The organism is Kushneria indalinina DSM 14324 (genome assembly GCF_003385845.1).
GTDB classification, from domain to species: domain Bacteria; phylum Pseudomonadota; class Gammaproteobacteria; order Pseudomonadales; family Halomonadaceae; genus Kushneria; species Kushneria indalinina.
The window spans coordinates 23,774-37,903 of the sequence record NZ_QRDJ01000013.1 but is presented as its reverse complement, the minus strand read 5'-3'; the positions used below and the strand labels follow the sequence as shown (position 1 = coordinate 37,903).

At 51.5% G+C, this 14,130-nt stretch carries 14 protein-coding genes; all 14 read right to left on the bottom strand.

Features of this window, described 5'->3' with window-relative positions; all coding sequences use genetic code 11:
• Positions 1 to 355: 355 nt before the first annotated feature.
• On the bottom strand, positions 356 to 832 hold the full coding sequence (locus C8D72_RS17225; protein WP_115855701.1) for a DUF192 domain-containing protein: 477 nt from the start codon (positions 830 to 832) through the stop codon (positions 356 to 358).
• The gene (locus C8D72_RS17470) at positions 829 to 1,179 is read right to left on the bottom strand and encodes a hypothetical protein (RefSeq protein WP_147301575.1); all 351 of its coding nucleotides are present in this window, start codon (positions 1,177 to 1,179) and stop codon (positions 829 to 831) included. The genes C8D72_RS17225 and C8D72_RS17470 overlap by 4 nt, the downstream gene beginning before the upstream one ends.
• Entirely contained in the window at positions 1,176 to 3,263 is a 2,088-nt protein-coding gene (locus C8D72_RS17215; RefSeq protein WP_115855699.1) for a DNA topoisomerase 3, read from the bottom strand. The genes C8D72_RS17470 and C8D72_RS17215 overlap by 4 nt, the downstream gene beginning before the upstream one ends.
• Before the next feature lie 12 nt (positions 3,264 to 3,275).
• Positions 3,276 to 3,602 carry a TrbM/KikA/MpfK family conjugal transfer protein gene (locus C8D72_RS17210; RefSeq protein WP_211308886.1) on the bottom strand — a complete coding sequence of 109 codons (327 nt, stop codon included), beginning with the start codon at positions 3,600 to 3,602 and terminating at the stop codon, positions 3,276 to 3,278.
• Complete coding sequence (locus C8D72_RS17205) at positions 3,589 to 5,349, bottom strand: type IV secretory system conjugative DNA transfer family protein (RefSeq protein ID WP_115855698.1); 1,761 nt, start codon at positions 5,347 to 5,349, stop codon at positions 3,589 to 3,591. Before C8D72_RS17205 ends, C8D72_RS17210 begins: the two co-directional genes overlap by 14 nt.
• Positions 5,339 to 6,358 carry a P-type DNA transfer ATPase VirB11 gene (virB11, locus tag C8D72_RS17200; protein WP_115855697.1) on the bottom strand — a complete coding sequence of 340 codons (1,020 nt, stop codon included), beginning with the start codon at positions 6,356 to 6,358 and terminating at the stop codon, positions 5,339 to 5,341. The genes C8D72_RS17205 and virB11 overlap by 11 nt, the downstream gene beginning before the upstream one ends.
• Positions 6,358 to 7,608 (bottom strand): type IV secretion system protein VirB10, encoded by a 1,251-nt coding sequence (gene virB10, locus C8D72_RS17195; protein ID WP_170140645.1) that lies wholly within the window; start codon positions 7,606 to 7,608, stop codon positions 6,358 to 6,360. Before virB10 ends, virB11 begins: the two co-directional genes overlap by 1 nt.
• 13 nt (positions 7,609 to 7,621) lie before the next feature.
• Entirely contained in the window at positions 7,622 to 8,425 is an 804-nt protein-coding gene (locus C8D72_RS17190) for a TrbG/VirB9 family P-type conjugative transfer protein (protein WP_115855695.1), read from the bottom strand.
• On the bottom strand, positions 8,422 to 9,204 hold the full coding sequence (locus C8D72_RS17185) for a VirB8 family type IV secretion system protein (RefSeq protein ID WP_115855694.1): 783 nt from the start codon (positions 9,202 to 9,204) through the stop codon (positions 8,422 to 8,424). The genes C8D72_RS17190 and C8D72_RS17185 overlap by 4 nt, the downstream gene beginning before the upstream one ends.
• A gap of 219 nt (positions 9,205 to 9,423) precedes the next feature.
• A complete protein-coding gene (locus C8D72_RS17180; RefSeq protein WP_115855693.1) occupies positions 9,424 to 9,750 on the bottom strand; it encodes a hypothetical protein in 327 nt (108 codons plus the stop codon).
• A 36-nt stretch (positions 9,751 to 9,786) separates the two neighbouring features.
• Positions 9,787 to 10,785, bottom strand: a complete 999-nt coding sequence (locus C8D72_RS17175) for a TrbL/VirB6 family protein (RefSeq protein ID WP_115855692.1) — start codon at positions 10,783 to 10,785, stop codon at positions 9,787 to 9,789.
• Positions 10,786 to 10,794: 9 nt separating this feature from the next.
• Positions 10,795 to 11,406: a type IV secretion system protein gene (locus C8D72_RS17170; protein WP_170140644.1), complete on the bottom strand. Its 612-nt coding sequence runs from the start codon at positions 11,404 to 11,406 to the stop codon at positions 10,795 to 10,797.
• Positions 11,399 to 13,795, bottom strand: a complete 2,397-nt coding sequence (locus tag C8D72_RS17165) for a VirB4 family type IV secretion system protein (protein ID WP_115855690.1) — start codon at positions 13,793 to 13,795, stop codon at positions 11,399 to 11,401. The genes C8D72_RS17170 and C8D72_RS17165 overlap by 8 nt, the downstream gene beginning before the upstream one ends.
• Positions 13,752 to 14,129 carry a hypothetical protein gene (locus tag C8D72_RS17160; RefSeq protein ID WP_115855689.1) on the bottom strand — a complete coding sequence of 126 codons (378 nt, stop codon included), beginning with the start codon at positions 14,127 to 14,129 and terminating at the stop codon, positions 13,752 to 13,754. Before C8D72_RS17160 ends, C8D72_RS17165 begins: the two co-directional genes overlap by 44 nt.
• Position 14,130: the final 1 nt, after the last annotated feature.

Below are 14,130 nucleotides of genomic sequence, written 5' to 3'. Positions count from 1 at the left end.
ATGCTGGCCACCGTTCCGGTGCCGGCGCATTACTTCCTTCAGCAGATCCAGTGCCCGGGCGCGATCGGGCGTTGCCGGCGCAGGCGGCCGGCGAGGAAGCACCCCGGTTCATCAGGGCAGGGAACGTGATCGGCGGCCGTGGCCACCCTGAGCGAGAGATCCAGCAGCATTGAGCTCGAGACGCTGGCCACCGTTCCGGTGCCGGCGCATTACTTCCTTCAGCAGATCCAGTGCCCGGGCGCGATAGGGCGTTGCCGTGGCCGGCGCCACCCTGGGCGCGAGATCCAGCAGTATCGACCTGCCTGATACATGCGTCCGGCCATTTCATGCTTGTCATTCTCATCGGGGATAGTTGTCATTGTGTTCTCGCCTCTTTGCTCATGATGCATTGAGATACCACCTGATCGCCCACCGCGACACCATTCCTTTCAAAATCGCCGGCCGGAACTTCTATCATGCCCAATACTTCAGACGGCGGATAATGGAACTGTTCACTGTGTGCATCCATTTTCTGGATGCTTGTTATCCGTCGATCGCTGTCGAAAAACGCGACAGACAGGTCTATTTCAGTGTCTTTCATCCAGACCGGCGCCCAAGTGCTTTCGGGCCAGATAAAGATCATCCCGGAACCAATCTTGTCAGCGGACTGATTCGAAAGCCCATTGAGCCGTGCATTTGGCGTTGCGGCGAGAGCCAAGCTTGCAGCATACCCGCCAATCTCGACATCGCAGTGGCCATCACCGAACTTGCTCGATGAGACGGCAGCCATGGTGGCCAGCAGAAGGCCGGCGCAAGCGCCGGCCAAAAGGGTCTTTGGTTTTTTTATTTTCACTTCCGTGGCTCCTTGAGCTTTGCAACAACCATGACTCCCCGAGTGACCGAATATCCAGCATGCCCTACAGTCTGCCCCTTTTCGCTGAGAAGGTTTTCGTGGCTGCCTATATTGAGGGGCATAATGTTAAAAACATCATATCCTTGCTGATCATAATAATTGCATTGCTCCTGCAGCTGCTCCGCGAGCGCATCAAGATCGGGAGCCTTGGGATCGTGAATTGTTCTTTCTTTCGGTTCCGCGCCAAACAACCCCGAGACCAGTCCGGTCTCATATCTTTTTCGGCTGTCCTGAGCAACGTAAAACGCCGACACGAGAAATTTTTCTTTCTGCTCTGATCCATTCATGCCCGTTTTTTCCCTGTGGCTTTATTTGAACTTGACGCCCTTTTCTTTTTGGCGGCTGGCTTTACAGGCTTGCCGTTCTTGTCATCCAGAAAGGTTTTGCATTTTTTAGCCTCTTCAGGCTCAAAGACGCCCTTGCACAACCAGTAATGCCCCTTGCCGTCTTTCGACTTTTTGCGCATCAACTCGAAATTGCCGCAGCTGGGGCACGTATAGGTTTTTTCCGGCACCCGCTCTATCTGGGCATTGGCAGCTGTCGCTGTCTGATGGGCCACAAAATCCGTTTGCCTGGCCAGAAAATCATCAACGGTCAACGTGCCCTCTTCTATCGCCTTGAGCATTTCTTCTGCCCGGGCGCTCAGAACAGGATCTGTGATCGAGGACGGAAGTGCGGCGATCAGCGCCTGGCCTATATCAGTGCTGACAAGATTCTTCTTCTGAGTGGCCAAAAAGCCGCGCCTTTGTAGATCGGCAAGGATGTTGCCGCGGGTTGCAGAGGTGCCAAGTCCGTCGGATGCCTTCAAAAGCTTTCGCATTTCAGGGTCATCGATGTGCTTGTGCATCTGCTCCATGGCCCGGATCAGAGTGCCTTCAGTGAAGTACGCCGGCGGCGTCGTTTTTGACCGGGTGTAGTCGCATGCTGCTGAAACGGATTGCCCCTGCTCGACGACGGGCAGACTGGCGCTCTCGTCATCGGCTTTCTCGGTGAGGTTGGCTGTCTCGGCTTCCAGCGCAGCGCGCCAGCCTGCGTCAACGACGGTACGGCCGCGAGCGCGATACTTCTTGCCTGCTACATCATGGATGATGATGGTTTCTTCATATCGATGGGGCGGCAGGAACTGCGCGATATAGCGGCGCACGATCAAATCGTACACATTGCGCTCTTCGTCGCTCAGGTCATCGATCGTTGAGCGCGACGAGAGCGTTGGGATGATGCCGTGGTGCGCCGACACCTTCTTGTCGTTCCACGTTTTTGACCGGATCGAAAGATCGCAGGTGGCCACCAGAGGAGCGTATACCGGCGCGGCCTTTTTTAGAGCCTCCATCACGGTTGCAGCCTCCTGAAACTGCGACTCCGGCAGATAGCCCGTATCGACACGCGGATATGTGGCCAGCTTGTGGGTTTCGTACAGCGACTGGCAGATCTTCAGCGTCTGCTCGGCACCGTAGCCGAAAATCTTGGATGCTGAAAACTGGATATCCGCCAAGCTGTAGCAGGTCGGGTGCCGCTGCTCGCGAGGCGTGACAGAGCGCTCTACAACTGTACCTTCAGAACCCCCGGAGAGCGCTTTGGCAACGCTTTCGTCAAGAAGTCGTCCATTGTCATCCATGCCTGTCTGGTCTTCTTCAGGCATCCACCAGGCGCGATATGCAGGGGCACCCTCTTCGCTGGTATCAATGTCTGCAAAAGGCTTGAAGAACGGAATCGGCTTGAAATTGGCAATCGTCTGATCCCGCTCGACGACAAGGCGCAGCGTGGGTGACTGTACGCGGCCAACGGTCATCAGGTTTTGATTGCCGGCAGCCCGATTGGCGAGCGTGTATGCACGAGTCAGGTTCAGGCCGACCAACCAATCAGCGCGCGAGCGTGCCAGCGCGGCGTGCCCCATGGACCGGTAGTCGTTGTTGTCCTCGAGCTTGGAAAGCGCCTTTTTGACCGTCACTTCATCAAGCGATGCCGAAATAAATCGTTTGACAGGCTTATTGCACTCATACTCGTCAAGTATCTCATCAATTAGAAGCTGCCCTTCCCGGTCAGGATCGCCCGCATTCACGATCACGGCGGCTTCACTGAGAAGATTGCAAATCACTCCCAGCTGCTCAGCGGCTTCTTCCTTGGGTAGAAGCTTCCAGCTTTTGGGAACAATCGGCAGATCCTCAGCACGCCAGATCTTGCTGCCCTTGGGCGTCAATGGGACGTCATCGGGCAGGTAATGATCAGGCATGGCCTGCTCAAGCATGTGACCAAAGCACCACGCTACTCGATCCTCGCCACATTGGTAGTATCCCTTGAGTTTTTTTCCGCCGCCCAGGCCTGTAGCAATGGCTGCCGCAACAGAAGGCTTCTCGGCTATAAATAAACGCATTTACTGCTCTCCTTACAGGCTCAGTACGCGGCCAAAGCTACTATTAACCAGCTCAAGCGTGTCGGAATCGGCGCCGGCGCAGCCGTCAAGAAAACTTTCCCTCGCTTTCGCTGTGCGGCTCAGGCTCGGACGACCATGCTTGAATTTGACAATGCTGAAGTAATCGCTGACGGCGCTCGAACACTCGCTGGCCATCCCTGCCCCCATGGCCATGCCAGCCAGGCACAGGACGGTTTCGCATGGGTCAGAGGCGTGGCTGGGCGCCGATACCGTACCCAGACACGTCATCATTGCAGCAGCTGAAAAAAGCCTGACTGTTCTGTTTTTAAGCAGTGGCATGGGGTTGCTCCTTTTCCGGTTTTTTTATGAGCTTCGGGACTTTGGGCAAAGGCAGATTGCCTCGATCTTTAAAAAACTTGTCCTTATACCAATAAATTTTTTCGGCTTTTATCGGATGCAGCCCCATTTTAAAAATAATGGCGTCCTGATCCGGCATATTGATAATCTCTTGCGGCAACATCAGTGCTCGAGAATGGTGCTGTTTACCACGAGTTACTGATGAAGATTTCCCGCTACTATTTGAGCGCGTGTGCTCAATAAAAGTAGTGTTGCCAAGACGTTCGCTATAATCTTTGGCGTCTTGGTGATTGTCGGTACTTAGCAAAAGTTCATTGTGCATTGTTTCCAACAATGATGACGCACCTTCCCTTCCATAAAGCGCATTATCTTCCAACTGAGAGCGGTTCTGATATATGAGTGCATATCTCATATTATAGCCGCGAGTATAGCCAGAAGATGTTCTTATTATATCAACCTTACCAAGAGCCGGGAACTCATCAAGCATTAATAAGCACTGATAAGGAAGCGGGTCTTTTTTTGTGGCACTCTCGGGGAGAGTTTGCGTGTTAACAACAATGCACTGAGAAAAGAACAGATTCAAAAGGCGTTGGTAAACACCAATGCTCGGTGGTGAAACACCAACGTATATTGATATACGTTTTCGACGCAGATCCTCAAACCTGAAATCACTATACCGGGTTGCTTCTGCAACGGTTTTAGTGTCAAAAACGCTTAAAGCCGATAGCGTGATGCTTTTAATGGAGTCTCTTCCTTTCGGATTTTCATTATTGGCATACCCCAGCAGCAGGCCAACCGTGTCGTCTGACAGGTTGCTTCGATGCTGTTTAACTGCAGCTTTTATCCAATTTTCCAATCCCATTTCATGGCGCATCAAGCGAAGGACTTCCTTGAAGTTCCTCTCAAGCGATTCGGTTTCGACGAGGAACATGATCAAACCGTTAACGAGATCCTGAGCCCCAAGATAAAACGACTGATTTTCGCCTTCGGGCGCCTGTATCAAGATGGTCGTTATCCGCTTTACGCTGGCCAGCCGCTCGATTTCATCTTCACTGACATAATCAAGCGGATTCCATCGATGCGAGCAATAACCGGAAGCCGCATCAGCATCAGGCGCAAACAAAAAACAATCCTGCTTTAAAATCGCGCTACGAAAACCGGCTGTAATGGACCAGTTTTCCTTTTTGGGGTCCATCACCACACAGCTATGTGGATACATTAAAAGGTTCGGTATAACGAAACCGACGCCTTTACCTGCCCCGGGCGCAGCAGCAACGCTGGTGTATAATTGGGAATAATCGGCAATAAACTTACCTTTATATTTACCCAAAAGAACGGGCGGGTATTCCCTCTTACTTTTATTATCGCCCTCTGCATCAAGCAAAAGCTTGTGCTTTTTTAACTCGGACAGGGTTGTGAATCTGGCTTCACCGTGAATAGCTTTCATTTTTTTGGCATTGCTGGGCAATACTCCGATCAAAACAAAAAGAGCTGCCAATGCAGGTAATCCAGCTGCGATCGCAGTAGCAAACCCCAAAGGTTTTTTGATCGAAGAATCAAATCCGTAATACATCACATATTGCATGTATGTATTGGGCCTTATATCCGACAAAGGAAGATCAAAAAGCTTTAACAGCAAAAGGCCCGCGCCGATCTGGCCGAGAAACGCGCACAAGGCGAACATCAGCAGGAATACAAACCCGAGAAGGATTACCTGTTTAGCCTTCATAGGGCTCTCCTCTGGCCAGTCGCAGCTGGCCTTCCGGATTGTAATAAATCTCTTGCAGATGCGTTCTGTCCCAAAAAATGACCAAATCAATCGTTCTGCGCACCGTGCTCAGGATGAAATCCTGATCAAGCGTCTGCCCGATCGGAGACTGCCTGACCAGATCGGCAATGCGCGAGTGCCCCGATGCTGCGTTATTGAAGTGAGAGGAAGTCACGGAACCGTTGTGGCCAGTGTTGAGCAACGTGAGATAAGACCAGGTTTCATCCCCTTTCAGCTCGGTGAGAAAAATATGGTCCGGCTTCATGCGCATGCATGACTCGATCAGTTTCTTGGACGTCACGCCACCCGGCACATCGCTATAGAGCAAGCGGACATGGTTTGGATGGTTGGGCAGATCCAGCTCCAGAGAGTCCTCAAGAGTCAGATAACGCTTGTCGTGCGGGTAAAGGTCGGCCAGCGTTTTCATGGAGGTCGTTTTACCTGAACCAGTACCACCGCCCATGAGTACGTTCAGTCGATAATCCGCGGCCATCCGAAAAACCGTTTCAATATCCCGCTCCTGGATAGCAGCCTTCAGCTTCTTCTGATATGGCTCAATGTCGTCATTCCGGGGCTCAACTTCACGAGCAGCAGAGAATCGCCCTGTAGAGCGGTAGTCTTCCAGCGTGAAGCGCTTCTTCGAGGGTTTTCTTATCGTCAGGGAGCAGTTGAAAGGCGCGCAGGCAGGCGGCATAACGATCCAGCCTCGCTCTCCGTCAGGAAGCGTGACGGAGGCGATTGGTTGACTGGCGTTGACGTAGCCACCGTTGTATACGGCGAGAGCATTGACCAGCTGATGAAATGAATCGTGCGTAATAGCTGGCGCCTCATGGCGTTGCCATTGACCATCGACCTCGGTCCATATTTCACCCGGCTTATTGATGGCTACTTCTGTAAGGCCATCGGTTTCCAGCAGCTGTGTAATGCCCAGAGACTTGAGCATGTTCTTGGATGATGTGCTTTTATCCATTATCGGCGTCCTCGAACGTGGTAAACATCGGAAAAATCAACATCGCGAGCTACACGGATGTTCATGAGCGTGCCCTGATTGACATATCCCGTCGGCGGAATATTGATCGAATCTCTCAAGGCGATTTCGGCCATGTTTTCGGCGTTGTCTGTAGAGCTGTCGAATGAAATATCTTGGTCGCGGTTTTTCTCCAATCGACTTGCAAGCGCTTCAAGGCCGTCGTCAATAAATGAGAGCATGATCGCGCCTCCGAATCGGTCCCAAAAATGCTTGTCAACGTAGGCATCAACACCGCTGGCTCCGAGGGGATCAACGCCGAGGGAATCAATTTTGACGCGGACACCACCGGCTGTATCAATCTCATTCCATGTCATGAACAAGCGAGCCTGGCCTTGGTGTAGAGACACTTTCTGCTCGCCGTAAGCAATACTGCCCCTTTCAATCAGCAGTGTTCTGCCATCGGCGCTATAGACGTCCTGAGTGATCTGGCAAGAGGACAATCCTGAATACGTAGAAACCACGCGATTCTGAATGACGCAGGGAATAACGGTGCCACGCCGCAGCAACATATCCATGTTCTGCATGACTTTTGCAGAGCCAGCGGCATAGGTTTCACCCTTTAACGACTCACCGATTGAACCGGCACTGGATTTACTGCCCCCCGTCAATGAACCATCTGAATTCGATGCCTCCTGCAGAGCCCCTGCAGGACTCGATGAAGACCCCGATGACACCAGGACATCGCCCTGCATTTTTCGGTCTGCAGGCGTTATCTCCTCGTCTCCACGCGAAGATTCTGAATTTGCCCCTTGCCCACCTGCATAAGGGCCTGTGGGAGGCGCATTTGATTCGCTATTGTTGAGCACGCTGTCTGCATTTTCACGAGCCTGCTGTGCCATTCGCTTTTGGCGCTCTGCCTCTGCTTCCGCATCACGAGCCCTGGCAGCTTCACGCGCACGCTCACGCTCAAGCCGCTCCTTCGTTCGAGATAAATCTGTATTGGAGCTGGGCTGGTTGCTGTCACGCTCCAGAGTGGTATCGGGGACGTTTTCCGTATTGTTGCTGCTGGTAGTTGAAACCATGAAATAGAGGATGCCGCCCACCCCGGCAAGAGCTGCCAAAACCATGACAACAACGATCACGAAGATTTTTCCGGTCTGGCCTTTGCGTCGGGGGGCACTGGTATCCGGTTCTCCTCGCTCTTCTTCATGCTCATCAGCAATGGGTGCCAGATCCTTGTCATCACTCATGTTGCTATATGGATCACTCATCGCCCGTCACCTCTCGATACTCGCCCGGCACAGTTGTGTTTCTGCGATTGAAGTTCGCCTTTTTGAGTCCATCAGTGCGTATCCCCAGCACCTGCTCTCCGAGGCGTAAACGAAACTCCTTCGCCACGCTGTGAACAACGACAATGTTTCCTTCCACGTTGTAGTTGGTCAGTGTTTCGGAGCCGTCGCCTGCAATCCGGTAAATCGCTGGCAAATCATTTGTTCGTGGGTACTTCATGCACGTGAAGCGCCCGTCATCCCACATGGCTGTAGGTGTCAGCGCCCCGTCGCCCCAGGCCTGGTAGGAAACATTAACCGCGGTCGGGTCCGGCAAATCCGTGCACGGCTGTCTGTTCGCGGCTGGATTAGGCTTCGGCTCGGGCTTTTCCGGGTAGTTGAATCGAACGATATAAGCAGCGTTACTGTCGTTTTTGACCGACTCAAGCGCGAATGCATAGGTGCGCTTGTTGGTCACAAGCGTAATATTGGTATCGGGCGACGCAGCCTTGGGTTTCATGAAGATATTGTTTCCACGGACCCCGATCGTCCACGCCTCGGAATCGCCTATCCCCATCCCACCATTGGCAGCCTCAAGCGTTTCATCATCCTCGAGCTGGATTAACGTCGAAGTGCCCTGTCGAACCTTTACGCGAACAACGTCATCAGGATTGTAAAAAACGGTTTTGACCCGGCTGTCGTACTTTGTGCCGGCCGGATTGATGGCTGCGCAGCTAATGCCTGGAACTGTCAGGCTGACTACTACCGTCAGTGCTGCAAACGCAACAGGAGCCCTCATTGATCACCCCCGCTTACCCGATCAAGGCGATAGCTGTTTACCCTGAAATTCAAAGGATTGATTGCACGTTCTACATCGCTAAGATCAGCGTTGGGATAGTTGAAAGTCAGTGATGCCAGCCACTCCCCGCCGCTTCTGCCTGTCAAAGGAGTGCCATCATTCGATTGGAAGCTTTTCGAAAATCTGACCTGAGCAACTGTCTGCTTGCCGCTATCGATGAAGGTGATGTTCTTGATATTCACTACCGCGCGGGCTCTTTCTCCCAGAACTTCAAGAACCCCTTCATCGGACTGAACGATATTTGAATATCGCGAAAACACGTCGGCAGTAGACATTAAGCGAACACGGCTGAAGTCACTTTCGATGCTGTTCCAGTCATATGACTCGCGGGCGTTGACATATGTCCTGACAAAAAACCGGTTCATGGCCTCATTGGTATCTACGGCATCCGCCAAGGGGCGTTGCACATCAGTAAATCCTGTCGCGTTATCAACGCGGATGACATAAGGCTCGACGGTTTTGAGCGGCACCAGACTGGCCAACGCAATCGCCTCCACCACGGCAATAGCTCCGGCTCCCATTGCGATCTTGAAGGCCAGTTTCGACTTGCGATCGGCATTTTCTGCTTTTGACTTTTCGAAATCGCGCGACTCTTCAATGAGGCGCTGCGCCTCTTTCGATAATTTGCCGCCGTCAGGAGTATTCTGGTCTTCGACGGCCTGCCGATTCTCCTGCATTTTTTGTTGCTTGGATCGGCGCTTGAACGGGTTATTTTTCATTTCGAAGATCCTCGCCAGTAACCGGATGGAAATGGTTTATTTGAAACGGCTGGCCTTTTGGCATGGGAGCCTCCGGGGGTGACGAGGCACAACCAGCCATGATTGAAATTACGATAAGTAATAAAAACTTCTTTGAATTTTCCATCTGGTCATTCTCCAAGCCAAAGCTCCCCCAAACCCATTGCGATATACGCAATGGGTAAAGGTTATAATTTCAGGTTATTGCTGGGTTCTATCGAGGGTTACATCATCAGCGCGAGCAAAAACGGTGTCGTTCTCTTCGTTGTACGAAAGAACGTCACCGTCTTCGAGTTTCAGAGTATTCTTGTCGATCGCCGTGGCTTTATAAAAGTCAGGTTCGTAAGACAGCATTTGCCGATGGACATTGAACGTCGATCTTTCCTTTTCAATCTGATAGGTAAAATCAGCGTCCTTCGAATCGCTATACCCTTTCCATGTGCCGACAAATGATTCACCGTCATCATTACCGCATCCTGCGATGGCAAAAGAAATGGCAGCTGTAGCAAAAATGGTTTTGATATTCATGTCAAACTCCAAACTATGTAAATAAATTCAAACTAGCTACCCGGCCCTTGGCGGGGTTCCGCCGCCGCCTGGCCCGGGCGTTATCCGGTTTCTACCAAGACCTCCGCCGCCGCCCAGGCCCCCGGCCATTTTTCCAAGCCCTCGTGTTGCAGCTGCTGCAGGATTAACCATCGACATGACCGTGCTCACTGTATTGCCCACAAGCCCATTCAGCCCCATGCCGCCAGAAAGCGAAGAGGCGATCATGGGGATGGCCGTTAATGTCGCCAAGGCAATGATGTAAACCACCATGATTTTATCGATCCGGTCAGGAGGTAGCTTGCCATCATCGAACTGAACAAGATCATTTATCAGGGTCAGCTGGATCGAAAAGATAACTGCGAATATGGTTGCCAAGATCACATAGTTGACCACCTGATTTATCCATAGATTGAAATAGTTACGGACAGCCGGGAAAAAGGCGCAGGCAATAAACGCGGGACCGATAGCAAGCAGCACATTCACCATCAACTTTGCCACGACCATAAAGAACAGACCAATAGCCGCATAAACATTCCCAAGCACTCCTACAATCAGAGTGGCATAGGTCACATTTGCAAAGTTGTTCAAATCGACACCAGACCATGAAACAAATTTGGCTTTGTCCCACATCCTTTTTATTATTTGGCTGTTCTCATTAATGAGATTGTCAGCGGCGTTTTGAATATCTTGGCCACTACCAATGAAAGGCTCGGATAAATCAAACGGAAGATTATTGACCATAGGGATGATGGTATTGGCGTAATAAGGCGCAGAAAAAGCAAAAAAGCAGACCGATGCCAAAACAAAGAATTTGTATAGAAGATCGGTTATAGGCTGCTGCTCTCTTATGTAACGCCACGCCCACAATACAAACCATGTGATAACGGCTGCCCCCATCACTGGAGAGATAGCCTGCATCAGCCCACCAACACTATTTGCCAGCATTGGCAATAGTTCGTTGTCCAGCCAGTCGAACACATAGGCACCTGGCGTGGTGGTATCAATCGCAGCCATGGCAGCCTCCTAGTCAGCTTCGAACATGGAAGCCAGCTCACGGTTTGCAGAGCGCTCACGCAGCTTCGCCTCCCGGTCCATGTTCCTGTTGAGGTTATCGAGCCTGTTCTGATCGCTTTGCATCGCAGCAACCTCGAGCGATATGGCGTTTTGTAGCTCCTCCCGCTGCTGGGGCGTCTGAGCATCAGCCGCGCGGCGCTTGTACTCTTCAATGTTGGCCAGCCGCTGTTGCTGAGACCTATAGGCAGCCTCATTGGCTGCCAGATAACGCATTTCCTTGTCGTAAACTTGCTGCTGCTGCGGGTCGTCTGATACGAGATCGTATCGCTGCCTCAGAGCAGCGACATCGATACTGTCGATATCGCGCCAGTTGTCTACAGGGATGTAATCCACATTGTTTCGAACGTTTCTGATGACCCGGCCCCAGTTATTACCCTTGATAGCCCGCATCTGTGTATCAAAGTTATTTTTTACCTGGTCATACTGTCGCTGGGCTTCCTCTACTGCCTTGACCGCCTGCGCCAGATTGGCAACGTCTGTAGTGGGCACCTGGGCATGGGCGTCAGCGCTCAAAAGGCACAAGGCCAGCAGAAGCGAGCGCGTCTGGGTTCGATTAGTCATCTTCAAGAATCTCCTTCTTTTGAGCAGCTTTTTGACGCAACCTTTTCTGGTATTCAGGCAGCCATACTGCCGGGTCGCTGGTGCCCATTTCCTCAATAAGAGAGTCAACTGCCGCGATTGATGAATCTGTTGAAGAGATAATTGGAAGGAACTCATCAAATCCCGACAGATCCAACGATGCCAACGATGACTTGGTTCCCTGCTTGATAACAAATCTGCGAGATTCGCGTGGTAATTCAACTATTGTCTCGAAGTCCTTTTCACTGACCCCGATGCTCTTGTATGACTCATACTGAGCATCGTGATTGGGCAAAAGCACTTTGGTCGGGGTCTGTTGAATAACTTCACTGGCGATCATGCAGGTCAGGGCTGATTGTGGCGTTTGCGATGACAGCATGCATATTTCCCCCCTCAAACGTCCTGCTAGAAGGATTTTCTTTAGCTCAGCAGCGGTCGCTGGATAATTGGCCGGCGCCCAGAACTCGGCCACCATAGTGATCAGTGGATGCCCCTTGCGCGCCTGTTGCATACGACTTTTCATTGCAAAAAGAGTCAGCAATAGAGGTTCGGTGACAGGGTTGTTATGGGTCAGCAGCCTAGTGGCGTCGAAGGCTACCCGAAACATTTCGGACGGATTGAAGCGATTTTCAGGGCTATCCAGTGCCCATGCATGACGCCCTCCTTCATTTGCGCACCACTCGGCAAGGCGAGTTCTCAGGCTATTACCTGCCCCTTGAGGAATGTTTTCTACAACCGTGCTCAAACGCCTGTCAGTCACTTCGGGAAAAGACATGACAGTATCGACTGCAAGCTTCACCTGCCCCTTTTCTTCCGAAGTTGTTTCTGTTCCAGCCAGCGTGATAACCAGCTGATACAGAAAATCTCGTTGCTCGGCAGAATCATCCCACTGGAACGGCTGAATCCCTGTATATTCGCCTTCGCGAATACGAAAATATTCCCCACCCAGCGGACCTCGGAAATTGTTGTGCATCGACTCGTTGTAATCGATGCCAAAAATTGCTGGATCGAACCTTGAGAGATAGTTAATGACAACTGCTTCAAATGTGGTTTTACCGGCGCCCGTCATGCCAAGCGTCATCATGTGGCCCGGTTCGGGATCGCCCCGATTATCTCTTCCCAGAGGAGTGTCATGCAGATTGAAAAAATAAAGACCACCGTCCTCTGTGGATAACGGAATGACAGCAGAACCATCACCGAGAGGATTCCCTGTCGCCTTGCCAGAGGGATAGCTGTGCAGACTAAAGCCGCACGCCAAATTACGAGTCGTTTTAGGCTCCTGAAAGGGTTTGACAGGTGACGCGGGAAACACCGAATAGTAGGTATCTATTGCAGACAGTGTGGCGCGCCTGAAATCGCTGTCGCCCGAGCCTGCAAACTCGGAAACCATTCGGTTTCCGGCATCGACTGCAGCCTTGGGGGTTGAGCCATAGACAATGAGGGCTCCTTGCAACATGCCAAAAACCACATCACCAGTAGCAACGTACTCCTTTGCCCTAGACATCTCATCGACCAGGCGATCAGGCGTATTTTGACCGGAGACAAGCTTGTTCGTCGCAGAATCAAGCATTTTTTGAGTGGTATCGGTATTGAAGTAGTGGAAGCACTGACTGAAAACAAACTCGGTTGGCTGGGAAAGGATAAAGTCCCACTGGCCGGTAGAACCTTCCGGCGGATGCGTTCTCAGGTCGTAGAATGAAGCAAATTTTCGAGTCCCGTTGCTGCTGCGAAACTCGGCCACGTCATACCCAAAATGCGCTGACCCCTGATCAATCAAGTCCACCACCGGATCTCTTCCCAGCAGCACTTCGGTTTCACTACCTGAAGCGAGATAGCCAAGGAAGCTGGCAATTTCGGATGTATTTGCCCCATAGACGTTTCGCCCAACGCCCAAAGCGATCGGCTCAAATTCAGCCGTGTTGTTCAAGACTGAATCCAAAAGCAGATTCAACTCATTGATGCCATCATCAATGCTATCTCTGTATTTATAGACAAAGGTTAAATAATATCGGGTTTGATAAAAGCGGCCGGAATCGAACCGCTCGATATATTTTTCATTGAAAGAGTCAAGAAAGTCGTTGTTGAAATGGTAATCCTGGTCAACGCCAACCTCTTTTTTGATGACATGAGCCCATACTGCCAACCGAGGCCCATTTACTGTGCCGGCTACGCTTAAAACACGAGTCAATCGCGTAGCTGCCCGCTCAAGCGTTTCATTATCAAGCGTATTGAACGAAATGCCCCCAAACTGAACAACAGCCATCAAACGCTCTTTGTCCAGAGAAATAATTCGCTCATCAACTTGCAGGCCATAACCTGGAACACAGTCAGCGAATGCGAGAGCGTCTTTTAATATATCGCTGTATACCATCGCTATCTTTCCTCTTTCGTCCTTTCATGCTGGTGACGACAATCGTTTTGCTTTTAAGCTTCAGGCGTCGAAATAACTCCCTCAGCTCCCGCTTTCTTATCTCGAGCGCCTTTGGATGCCCAGCACACTCGACCTTCATCCAAACCATCACGCAGGCAACCAGCGCGGCAATGGCCAAGCCCGTCTTGACCATCTTGAGCAGGAGAATGAAAAGGAAGAGTGTCGCTACCAGCAGTCCACAGAGAACCAGCATTGGCATGAGAGGCACGCCCCACACCAATGCAACGTGACCTGCGCCGCGATATGTGGCAAAACGTGGCCTCTCTTCTGCCATT

Bases quoted from the DNA above. Each gene is read 5' to 3' on its own strand.
- C8D72_RS17470 (WP_147301575.1), bottom strand. From the start codon at position 1,179: ATGAATGGATCAGAGCAGAAAGAAAAATTTCTCGTGTCGGCGTTTTAC.
- C8D72_RS17215 (WP_115855699.1), bottom strand. From the start codon at position 3,263: ATGCGTTTATTTATAGCCGAGAAGCCTTCTGTTGCGGCAGCCATTGCT.
- C8D72_RS17210 (WP_211308886.1), bottom strand. From the start codon at position 3,602: ATGCCACTGCTTAAAAACAGAACAGTCAGGCTTTTTTCAGCTGCTGCA.
- C8D72_RS17205 (WP_115855698.1), bottom strand. From the start codon at position 5,349: ATGAAGGCTAAACAGGTAATCCTTCTCGGGTTTGTATTCCTGCTGATG.
- virB11 (WP_115855697.1), bottom strand. From the start codon at position 6,358: ATGGATAAAAGCACATCATCCAAGAACATGCTCAAGTCTCTGGGCATT.
- virB10 (WP_170140645.1), bottom strand. From the start codon at position 7,608: ATGAGTGATGACAAGGATCTGGCACCCATTGCTGATGAGCATGAAGAA.
- C8D72_RS17190 (WP_115855695.1), bottom strand. From the start codon at position 8,425: ATGAGGGCTCCTGTTGCGTTTGCAGCACTGACGGTAGTAGTCAGCCTG.
- C8D72_RS17185 (WP_115855694.1), bottom strand. From the start codon at position 9,204: ATGAAAAATAACCCGTTCAAGCGCCGATCCAAGCAACAAAAAATGCAG.
- C8D72_RS17180 (WP_115855693.1), bottom strand. From the start codon at position 9,750: ATGAATATCAAAACCATTTTTGCTACAGCTGCCATTTCTTTTGCCATC.
- C8D72_RS17175 (WP_115855692.1), bottom strand. From the start codon at position 10,785: ATGGCTGCGATTGATACCACCACGCCAGGTGCCTATGTGTTCGACTGG.
- C8D72_RS17170 (WP_170140644.1), bottom strand. From the start codon at position 11,406: ATGACTAATCGAACCCAGACGCGCTCGCTTCTGCTGGCCTTGTGCCTT.
- C8D72_RS17165 (WP_115855690.1), bottom strand. From the start codon at position 13,795: ATGGTATACAGCGATATATTAAAAGACGCTCTCGCATTCGCTGACTGT.
- C8D72_RS17160 (WP_115855689.1), bottom strand. From the start codon at position 14,129: ATGGCAGAAGAGAGGCCACGTTTTGCCACATATCGCGGCGCAGGTCAC.